Origin of the sequence: Citrobacter sp. Cc139, assembly GCF_030334645.1 — a bacterium.
Classification (GTDB): domain Bacteria; phylum Pseudomonadota; class Gammaproteobacteria; order Enterobacterales; family Enterobacteriaceae; genus Citrobacter; species Citrobacter werkmanii.
Genome location: NZ_JAOWDM010000063.1, coordinates 1 through 9,637 on the forward strand (window position 1 = coordinate 1; position 9,637 = coordinate 9,637).

General features: G+C 59.3%; 9 protein-coding genes and 2 pseudogenes. 6 read left to right on the forward strand and 5 right to left on the reverse strand.

The features are described from left to right. Positions 1-52: 52 nt before the first annotated feature. Positions 53-757: an IS6-like element IS26 family transposase gene (locus OGV69_RS04165; RefSeq protein ID WP_001067855.1), complete on the reverse strand. Its 705-nt coding sequence runs from the start codon at positions 755-757 to the stop codon at positions 53-55. A 54-nt stretch (positions 758-811) separates the two neighbouring features. On the opposite strand from OGV69_RS04165, the pseudogene OGV69_RS04170 reads away from it, so the two are divergent. Next, positions 812-1,699, forward strand: a pseudogene (locus OGV69_RS04170) (oligosaccharide MFS transporter); the annotation flags it as partial. Positions 1,700-1,729: 30 nt separating this feature from the next. Here the strand turns inward: OGV69_RS04170 and OGV69_RS04175 are convergent. Both OGV69_RS04175 and OGV69_RS04180 read right to left on the reverse strand, forming a co-directional pair. Beyond that, positions 1,730-2,818: an AAA family ATPase gene (locus OGV69_RS04175; protein ID WP_001620097.1), complete on the reverse strand. Its 1,089-nt coding sequence runs from the start codon at positions 2,816-2,818 to the stop codon at positions 1,730-1,732. 86 nt (positions 2,819-2,904) lie between these two features. Further along, complete coding sequence (locus OGV69_RS04180; RefSeq protein ID WP_001620096.1) at positions 2,905-3,165, reverse strand: hypothetical protein; 261 nt, start codon at positions 3,163-3,165, stop codon at positions 2,905-2,907. A 297-nt stretch (positions 3,166-3,462) separates the two neighbouring features. Here OGV69_RS04180 and OGV69_RS04185 point away from each other — a divergent pair, with 297 nt between their 5' ends. Further along, positions 3,463-4,323 (forward strand): broad-spectrum class A beta-lactamase SHV-1, encoded by an 861-nt coding sequence (locus OGV69_RS04185; RefSeq protein ID WP_001620095.1) that lies wholly within the window; start codon positions 3,463-3,465, stop codon positions 4,321-4,323. A 20-nt stretch (positions 4,324-4,343) separates the two neighbouring features. Here the strand turns inward: OGV69_RS04185 and OGV69_RS04190 are convergent, their stop codons facing one another. Next, entirely contained in the window at positions 4,344-5,105 is a 762-nt protein-coding gene (locus tag OGV69_RS04190) for a DeoR/GlpR family DNA-binding transcription regulator (protein ID WP_002210513.1), read from the reverse strand. A 260-nt stretch (positions 5,106-5,365) separates the two neighbouring features. Here OGV69_RS04190 and ltnD point away from each other — a divergent pair, with 260 nt between their 5' ends. From ltnD to OGV69_RS04210, 4 genes and pseudogenes are all read left to right on the forward strand, one after another. Next, a complete protein-coding gene (gene ltnD / locus OGV69_RS04195; protein WP_002210514.1) occupies positions 5,366-6,268 on the forward strand; it encodes an L-threonate dehydrogenase in 903 nt (300 codons plus the stop codon). Between the two features lie 11 nt (positions 6,269-6,279). Next, the gene (gene otnK, locus OGV69_RS04200) at positions 6,280-7,545 is read left to right on the forward strand and encodes a 3-oxo-tetronate kinase (RefSeq protein ID WP_002210515.1); all 1,266 of its coding nucleotides are present in this window, start codon (positions 6,280-6,282) and stop codon (positions 7,543-7,545) included. Further along, the gene (gene otnC / locus OGV69_RS04205) at positions 7,538-8,158 is read left to right on the forward strand and encodes a 3-oxo-tetronate 4-phosphate decarboxylase (protein WP_002210516.1); all 621 of its coding nucleotides are present in this window, start codon (positions 7,538-7,540) and stop codon (positions 8,156-8,158) included. The genes otnK and otnC overlap by 8 nt, the downstream gene beginning before the upstream one ends. 4 nt (positions 8,159-8,162) lie before the next feature. Next, positions 8,163-8,816, forward strand: a pseudogene (locus OGV69_RS04210) (TIM barrel protein); the annotation flags it as partial. Positions 8,817-8,869: 53 nt separating this feature from the next. Here OGV69_RS04210 and OGV69_RS04215 read toward each other — a convergent pair. After that, positions 8,870-9,574 (reverse strand): IS6-like element IS26 family transposase, encoded by a 705-nt coding sequence (locus tag OGV69_RS04215; RefSeq protein ID WP_001067855.1) that lies wholly within the window; start codon positions 9,572-9,574, stop codon positions 8,870-8,872. Between the last annotated feature and the right edge of the window lie 63 nt (positions 9,575-9,637).

Consider the following 9,637-nt stretch of genomic DNA (forward strand, 5'->3'; position numbering starts at 1 on the left):
GGCACTGTTGCAAAGTTAGCGATGAGGCAGCCTTTTGTCTTATTCAAAGGCCTTACATTTCAAAAACTCTGCTTACCAGGCGCATTTCGCCCAGGGGATCACCATAATAAAATGCTGAGGCCTGGCCTTTGCGTAGTGCACGCATCACCTCAATACCTTTGATGGTGGCGTAAGCCGTCTTCATGGATTTAAATCCCAGCGTGGCGCCGATTATCCGTTTCAGTTTGCCATGATCGCATTCAATCACGTTGTTCCGGTACTTAATCTGTCGGTGTTCAACGTCAGACGGGCACCGGCCTTCGCGTTTGAGCAGAGCAAGCGCGCGACCATAGGCGGGCGCTTTATCCGTGTTGATGAATCGCGGGATCTGCCACTTCTTCACGTTGTTGAGGATTTTACCCAGAAACCGGTATGCAGCTTTGCTGTTACGACGGGAGGAGAGATAAAAATCGACAGTGCGGCCCCGGCTGTCGACGGCCCGGTACAGATACGCCCAGCGGCCATTGACCTTCACGTAGGTTTCATCCATGTGCCACGGGCAAAGATCGGAAGGGTTACGCCAGTACCAGCGCAGCCGTTTTTCCATTTCAGGCGCATAACGCTGAACCCAGCGGTAAATCGTGGAGTGATCGACATTCACTCCGCGTTCAGCCAGCATCTCCTGCAGCTCACGGTAACTGATGCCGTATTTGCAGTACCAGCGTACGGCCCACAGAATGATGTCACGCTGAAAATGCCGGCCTTTGAATGGGTTCATGTGCAGCTCCATCAGCAAAAGGGGATGATAAGTTTATCACCACCGACTATTTGCAACAGTGCCGTGGAAGCTTATATCGAACGCGTCAGCCGGGCCAACCGCTTTGAATATGGCAAAGTGCGGGTCGCAGGCTGCGTCGGCTGGGCGCTATGCGCCTCGATAACCGGCGTGCTGTTCGGCATCGATCCCAATATCACCTTCTGGATCGCCTCCGGCTTTGCGCTGGTGCTCGGTCTGCTGCTCTGGCTGTCGCGGCCGGAAAGCAGCAACAGCGCCCAGGTTATCGAGGCGCTGGGCGCCAATCGCCAGGCCTTTTCGCTGCGTACGGCGGCAGAGCTGCTGCGTATGCCGCGCTTCTGGGGCTTTATCGTCTATGTGGTGGGTGTCGCCAGCGTCTACGACGTGTTTGACCAGCAGTTCGCCAACTTTTTCAAAAGCTTTTTCGCCAGTCCGCAGCGCGGTACCGAAGTGTTTGGCTTCGTCACCACCGGCGGCGAGTTGCTCAACGCGCTGATCATGTTCTGCGCGCCGGCCATCGTTAACCGCATCGGCGCCAAAAACGCCCTGCTGACCGCGGGGATGATCATGTCGGTGCGTATTCTCGGGTCGTCCTTCGCCTCATCGGCAGTCGAGGTGGTGATCCTCAAGATGCTGCATATGTTTGAGATCCCCTTCCTGCTGGTGGGAACTTTTAAATATATCTCTTCCGCCTTTAACCCGCGCCTCTCGGCCACCCTGTTCCTGATCGGTTTTAATCTGTCAAAACAGCTGTCCGGGGTGGTGCTTTCCGCCTGGGTGGGCCGGATGTACGACACCGTCGGCTTCCATCAGGCCTATCTGATCCTCGGCTGCATAACCCTGAGCTTCACCCTGCTCTCGTTCGTCACCCTACGCGGCGGCAACCGTCTGCTGCCGACCGCAGAGACGCAGAGCCCCGCCTGACTCCAGCGCCCCCGTCAGGGATGACGGGCTTCACTCGACAATCCGCGTCTCACCGCCGCGATTCTCCAGCGCATAGCGCTGACAAGGCGCCCCGGCGGCGATAAGCTCCGCCAGCTCCGCCGAGTGGCTGGTCAGCCAGATCTGGCTGTAGCGCGAGGCCTCGATAATCAGCCGGGCCAGCGCGGGCAACATGTCGCGATGCAGGCTGTTCTCCGGTTCATTGATCGCCAGAAACGCCGGCGGGCGCGGACTGAGCAGCGCGACGGCGAGGCACAAAAAGCGCAGCGTACCGTCGGACATCTCCGCCGCCAGCAGCGGGCGGCGGATCCCTTCGCGACGCATTTTCAGAGCGAAACGCGAGTGCTCGTTTTCACAATAAAACTGGCAGCCGGGAAAGGCGTCGGCAAGGATTTCATGCAAAATCTCCTCCGCGCCGATCTCGACAATGGTCTGAAAGGCGGCGGCGAGATTCTGGCCATCGCTGTCGAGGACTGGCGAACGGTAACCCACGGCCGGCTGACGCAGTGGCGAATGACGGCCAATCGCGAATTCATGATAAAACCGCCAACGGCGCAGCGTCTCCCGCACTCGCGATACTTCGGGAAAACGGTGCGGCTCGCCAAGCTGACCGAACACCGACTCATTTTCATAAATACTCTCGGTGAAAGTACTTTTCTCCCCGGTGACATCGACGAGAAACGCCGCCTGATTCTTGCGCTGCAGTACGCGGGAGGAAGGCCGGCGGGAGTAGCCGGCCAGCCAGATATTCTCTTCTTTAACGATAGGATCGAGCATGAATTGCGTCGGATAGGGCAATTTTTCAGGGAAGCCTATCTGCAGTTCATAATCGAAGCTGTCGGTCCGGCAGGCGATTTGCAGCCGGCGGGGGTGACGATCGAGGGGCGAACGCTCCCCGGACCACATCATATTCTCCAGACCGCCCTCTTCGCTGATAAACCCCGAAAGCCTGCCCTCAGCGGCAGCGGTCAGCAGGTGGATGGCGTTATAAATATTGGATTTACCGCAGCCGTTAGGGCCGAAGACAATGTTCAGCGGCCCGAGCTCCAGCGCGATATCCTTTACTGAGCGAAAATTTTGAATACGAATGTACTGAATCATTATGCGTCCGGCCCTGGAAATAGAAGGCTGCCACAGTAGCACAGCGGCGCCCGGCATACCCTCTTACGCCCCCTTTCGGGCAGGGTTTAACAGAACATTTTTTTCATTCCACGGGTCAGGGCGACCCGCGTCAGCTTATCGCTATCCTGATGGGCGTCGCTGAAAACGCCAAAAAAATAGCGTTCATCGTCAATGGTTTGGCTAACAATTCGGTAGCTCAACGATTGCCCGGATAGCGCACCGTACTGCGCAGGCGTCACCGAGACTTCGGTCGCGTCATCGGCGACGCTGACCAACAGCCCGTCCGCCTTACCGCCCACCAGCATGACCTTAATTATCGGGTGCACCAGTTCCTCCCGGGATGGCATATAGCGTTGGCGAACCGCAGGGACCGGCGGGCGTGGTGATCGGCAAACAGCGACGCCCGACAGAGTGCGGTATTTAGTACTTTCTTATAGTTCATCACGGCCTTGAGTCAAAAAATAGCGTGCTTAGGCAGGGCTAGATATTGATTATTCGAAATAAAAGATGAAAAATGATGAAGGAAAAAAGAGGAATTGTGAATCAGCAAAACGCCGGGTTATTCTTATTTGTCGCTTCTTTACTCGCCTTTATCGGCCCTCACTCAAGGATGTATTGTGGTTATGCGTTATATTCGCCTGTGTATTATCTCCCTGTTAGCCACCCTGCCGCTGGCGGTACACGCCAGCCCGCAGCCGCTTGAGCAAATTAAACTAAGCGAAAGCCAGCTGTCGGGCCGCGTAGGCATGATAGAAATGGATCTGGCCAGCGGCCGCACGCTGACCGCCTGGCGCGCCGATGAACGCTTTCCCATGATGAGCACCTTTAAAGTAGTGCTCTGCGGCGCAGTGCTGGCGCGGGTGGATGCCGGTGACGAACAGCTGGAGCGAAAGATCCACTATCGCCAGCAGGATCTGGTGGACTACTCGCCGGTCAGCGAAAAACACCTTGCCGACGGCATGACGGTCGGCGAACTCTGCGCCGCCGCCATTACCATGAGCGATAACAGCGCCGCCAATCTGCTACTGGCCACCGTCGGCGGCCCCGCAGGATTGACTGCCTTTTTGCGCCAGATCGGCGACAACGTCACCCGCCTTGACCGCTGGGAAACGGAACTGAATGAGGCGCTTCCCGGCGACGCCCGCGACACCACTACCCCGGCCAGCATGGCCGCGACCCTGCGCAAGCTGCTGACCAGCCAGCGTCTGAGCGCCCGTTCGCAACGGCAGCTGCTGCAGTGGATGGTGGACGATCGGGTCGCCGGACCGTTGATCCGCTCCGTGCTGCCGGCGGGCTGGTTTATCGCCGATAAGACCGGAGCTGGCGAGCGGGGTGCGCGCGGGATTGTCGCCCTGCTTGGCCCGAATAACAAAGCAGAGCGCATTGTGGTGATTTATCTGCGGGATACCCCGGCGAGCATGGCCGAGCGAAATCAGCAAATCGCCGGGATCGGCGCGGCGCTGATCGAGCACTGGCAACGCTAACCCGGCGGTGGCCGCGCGCGTTATCCGGCCCGCAGCACCTCGCAGGCGTGCCGGGCGATATGACTGGCGGCGGCATCGGAAAGATGCCGGTCGGTAATGATGGTGGTGAACCGGGTCAAAGGTAACGCCATAAACGTGGCCACCTGATTGTATTTCGAACTGTCGCACAGCAGGATGCTTCTCGCGCTGACCTGGCTGACGGTCTCCTTGACGGTAACCTTGTTCTCATCAGGGGTGAATATCCCGCGACTGTCCCAGCCGCTGGCGGAGATAAAGGCCGTATCGATAGCCAGGTGGCGTAACGTACGCGCCGCCGATTCGCCCACGCAGGAGCGGTTCTCCCGGCACAGAGTGCCGCCGGTGTGGATCACGCCGCACTGGCTGGCATCGATCAGCAGCTGGGTTATCTCAAAATCATTGGTGACCACCTGGAGATCGTTCCGGTCGAGGATCGCCCGCGCCAGCGCCAGGGTGGTAGTCCCGGCATCCAGATAGATGCAACTGTTTTTAGCGATATGACTCGCCGCCAGCGCGCCGATCGCCTGTTTCTCCTCACTCTGCAGCGTGCTTTTCACCAGATGACTGGGTTCCGCAGCCAGCCGGCTGACGGCGCGCACGCCGCCCGAGACGCTGACCAGCAGCCCCTGCTCCTCCAGTTTACTGACGTCCCGACGGATGGTCATATGGGACACGCCGAGGATCTCCGTCAGCTCGTTAATGCTTACCGCCCCACGCTGCTCCACCAGGGCTAAAATACGCTGATGTCGTTCTATTGGAATCACCGCTCTCCCCTTACCATTTTTTCACACCAGGCGTCACCACCCAGGCTACGGCCCTGGCGACACCCGGTGTTGTTATCGCGCTTTGCCGCTGTTTTTAGGCTATTTTAGGGCAAGAATCGCCGTTGTGCAGCCTCTTTCCGCCTGTGAATTTTTTATATTCATGTGGGTTATTCGTGATAACTCTCACATAAATTCACATGATAACGCTTTATTCTATCATTAAATCACATTAATTAACTAATGTTCACAAGGAGACCAGCATGGCTGCACACACTAACGTCTGCGTGATTGGACTGGGTTCAATGGGCATGGGCGCCGCCCGCGCCTGCCTGCAGGCGGGCCTGAACACCTGGGGCGTTGACATCAATCCCGACAACTGTCGCGCACTGCTGGCGGCGGGCGCCAATGGCGCGGGCCCCAGCGCGGTGCCGTTCGCCGCGGAACTGGATGCAGTTGTGCTGCTGGTGGTCAATGCCGCCCAGGTGCGGGGGATCCTGTTCGGCGAGAGCGGCCTCGCCGCCCATCTGAAGCCGGGCACCGTCGTGATGGTGTCGTCCACCATCGCTTCCGCCGATGCTCAGGCCATTGCCGAGGCGCTGGCGGAGTACCAGCTATTGATGCTCGACGCGCCGGTATCGGGCGGCGCCGTGAAAGCGGCCGCCGGCGACATGACGGTGATGGCCTCCGGGAGCGATGCCGCCTTTGCCCGCCTCGCGCCGGTGCTGGACGCCGTGGCCGGCAAAGTCTACCGCATAGGGAGCGACATTGGTCTTGGCTCGACGGTAAAAATTATCCATCAGCTGCTGGCCGGGGTGCACATCGCCGTTGCCGCCGAAGCGATGGCGCTTGCCGCCCGCGCCGGGATCCCACTCGAAACGATGTATGACGTGGTCACCCACGCGGCGGGTAATTCATGGATGTTTGAGAATCGCATGCAGCACGTCCTGGATGGCGATTACTCGCCAAAATCCGCTGTCGATATTTTTGTCAAAGATCTCGGGCTGGTGAATGACACTGCCCGGGCGCTGACCTTCCCGCTGCCGCTCGCTACCACCGCGCTGAATATGTTCACCTCCGCCAGTAATGCCGGATTCGGTCGGGAAGATGACAGCGCGGTGATCAAGATTTTCAACGGCATCACCCTGCCGGGCCATAAACAGTGAGGAGAGACAACATGCAGCTTGGTGTCATTGCCGATGACTTCACCGGCGCCACGGATATTGCCAGCTTCCTCGTGCGCAACGGCATGCCGACGGTGCAACTGAATGGCGTGCCGACCCGCGATCTTCCGCTGACCAGCGAGGCGGTGGTCATCAGCCTGAAAACTCGCTCCTGCCCGGCGGAAATGGCCGTCAGCCAGTCGCTGGCGGCCCTGCGCTGGCTGCAGGCCCAGGGCTGTCAGCAGTTTTATTTCAAGTACTGTTCCACTTTCGACAGCACCGCGCAGGGCAACATTGGCCCGGTGCTGGATGCCCTGCTGGCCGAGCTGGGTGAGACGCGGACGGTGATTTCCCCGGCGCTGCCGGTTAACGGCCGCACGGTCTATCAGGGATATCTGTTCGTCGGCGAGCAACTGCTGAATGAGTCCGGGATGCGCCACCATCCGGTGACGCCGATGGAGGATGCGCACCTGGGCCGCTTAATTGAGCGCCAGGGGCGCGGAAAAGCCGCGCTGATTGCCTGGCCGATTGTCGCCCGGGGGCCGGAGGCGGTCGCCGCCGCGCTGGCGGCAGTCAACGATCCGGCGGTGCGCTATGTGGTGCTCGACGCCCTCAGCGAACAGGATCTGCTCACCCAGGGCGTGGCGCTGCGGGAGATGAAGCTGGTCTCCGGCGGTTCCGGCCTCGCCATCGGCCTCGCCCGCGACTTGGCGCAGCGCCATGGCGCCCGGGGTGAAAGCGCTCAGGCCGGCATGCCGCTGGTCGGCCCGGCGGTGGTGCTCTCGGGCTCCTGCTCGGTGATGACCAACAGCCAGGTGGCGGCCTATCGTCAACAGGCCCCCGCCCGCGCCGTCGACTTAAGCGCCTGCTTTACCGATCTGGAGAGCTACGTCAGGACGCTGACTGACTGGGTGGACGCGCAGCGCGATGCGCCGCTGGCGCCGATGATCTATGCCACCACCGAGCCGCAAACGCTGCAGCGGATCCAGGCGCAGTATGGCGACAAGGCCAGCAGCGAACGGGTGGAACAGCTGTTTGCCGCTCTTGCCGCCGCCCTGAAGGCGAAAGGATTTACCCGCTTTATTGTGGCCGGAGGGGAAACGTCGAGCATTGTGGCGCAGACCCTGGGGGTTGAGGCGTTCCATATTGGGCCGACCATCTCCCCTGGCGTGCCCTGGGTGCGTGACACCCGCCAGCCGCTCTCCCTGGCGCTGAAGTCAGGTAACTTCGGCGATATCCAGTTCTTTGCCCGTGCCCAGCAGGAGTTTCGTCATGACTGAGCAACAACTGCGAGAGGAAATGGTGCAGATTGGCGCCTCGTTATTTAGCCGCGGCTATGCCACCGGCTCCGCTGGCAATCTGTCGCTGCTGCTGCCGGACGGCAACCTGCTGGCGACGCCGACCGGCGCCTGCCTCGGCGAACTGCAGGCTCAGCGGTTGTCGGTGGTGACGCTGCAAGGAGAATGGATCTCCGGCGACAAACCGTCGAAAGAGGTCACTTTTCACCGGGCAGTCTATTTGCACAACCCGGCCTGCAAGGCGATCGTCCACTTGCACAGCCACTATCTGACCGCGCTCTCCTGCCTGCAGGGGCTCGATCCGCACAACTGTATCCGCCCCTTTACCCCCTATGTGGTGATGCGCGTCGGCGACGTCCCGGTGGTTCCCTACTACCGGCCGGGCGATGACCGTATTGCCCAGGCGCTGGCCGGGCTGGCGCCCCGCTATAACGCCTTTTTACTGGCCAACCACGGACCGGTGGTTACTGGCTCATCGCTGCGCGAAGCCACCAACAATACCGAGGAACTGGAAGAGACCGCACGGCTGATATTTACCCTCGGCAACCGCGAGATCCGCTACCTGACCGCTGACGAAGTAAAAGAACTGAGATAAAACCATGCCAAAATTCGCTGCAAATTTATCCATGCTGTTTACCGAACTGCCGTTCCTGGAACGCTTTGCCGCCGCTGCCCGGGCGGGATTTGAAGCCGTTGAGTTTCTGTTTCCCTATGAGTATGCCGCCGGGGAAATCAGACAGCGCCTGCAGGAGAACCAGCTGCAGCTGGTGCTGTTCAATACCCCACCCGGCGACGTCAACGCCGGAGAATGGGGGCTCGCCGCCATCCCCGGGAGAAGCGCGGAGGCCCGACGCGATATTGAGCTGGCGCTGGAGTATGCCTGCCAGCTCGGTTGCCCGCAGGTGCATATCATGGCCGGCGTGGTGCCGCCGGGAGCGGATCGCGCAGCCTGCGAGGCCGTGCTTATCGATAATCTGCGCTACGCGGCGGAGTGCTTTGCCCGCCACGACAAGCGGATACTCATCGAAGCGCTGAATCCGCAGACCAAACCGGGCTATCTCTACCACAGTCAATATCAGACGCTGGCGATGGTGAAACGGGTCGACAGGCCGAACCTGGCGGTGCAGTTAGATCTGTTTCACGCGCAGAAGGTGGACGGCAATTTAAGCCATCTTATTACCGAATATGCCGGCCAGTATCGCCATATTCAGATTGCCTCCCTGCCCGACCGTCATGAACCGGATGAGGGCGAAAGGCACTGTTGCAAAGTTAGCGATGAGGCAGCCTTTTGTCTTATTCAAAGGCCTTACATTTCAAAAACTCTGCTTACCAGGCGCATTTCGCCCAGGGGATCACCATAATAAAATGCTGAGGCCTGGCCTTTGCGTAGTGCACGCATCACCTCAATACCTTTGATGGTGGCGTAAGCCGTCTTCATGGATTTAAATCCCAGCGTGGCGCCGATTATCCGTTTCAGTTTGCCATGATCGCATTCAATCACGTTGTTCCGGTACTTAATCTGTCGGTGTTCAACGTCAGACGGGCACCGGCCTTCGCGTTTGAGCAGAGCAAGCGCGCGACCATAGGCGGGCGCTTTATCCGTGTTGATGAATCGCGGGATCTGCCACTTCTTCACGTTGTTGAGGATTTTACCCAGAAACCGGTATGCAGCTTTGCTGTTACGACGGGAGGAGAGATAAAAATCGACAGTGCGGCCCCGGCTGTCGACGGCCCGGTACAGATACGCCCAGCGGCCATTGACCTTCACGTAGGTTTCATCCATGTGCCACGGGCAAAGATCGGAAGGGTTACGCCAGTACCAGCGCAGCCGTTTTTCCATTTCAGGCGCATAACGCTGAACCCAGCGGTAAATCGTGGAGTGATCGACATTCACTCCGCGTTCAGCCAGCATCTCCTGCAGCTCACGGTAACTGATGCCGTATTTGCAGTACCAGCGTACGGCCCACAGAATGATGTCACGCTGAAAATGCCGGCCTTTGAATGGGTTCATGTGCAGCTCCATCAGCAAAAGGGGATGATAAGTTTATCACCACCGACTATTTGCAACAGTGCC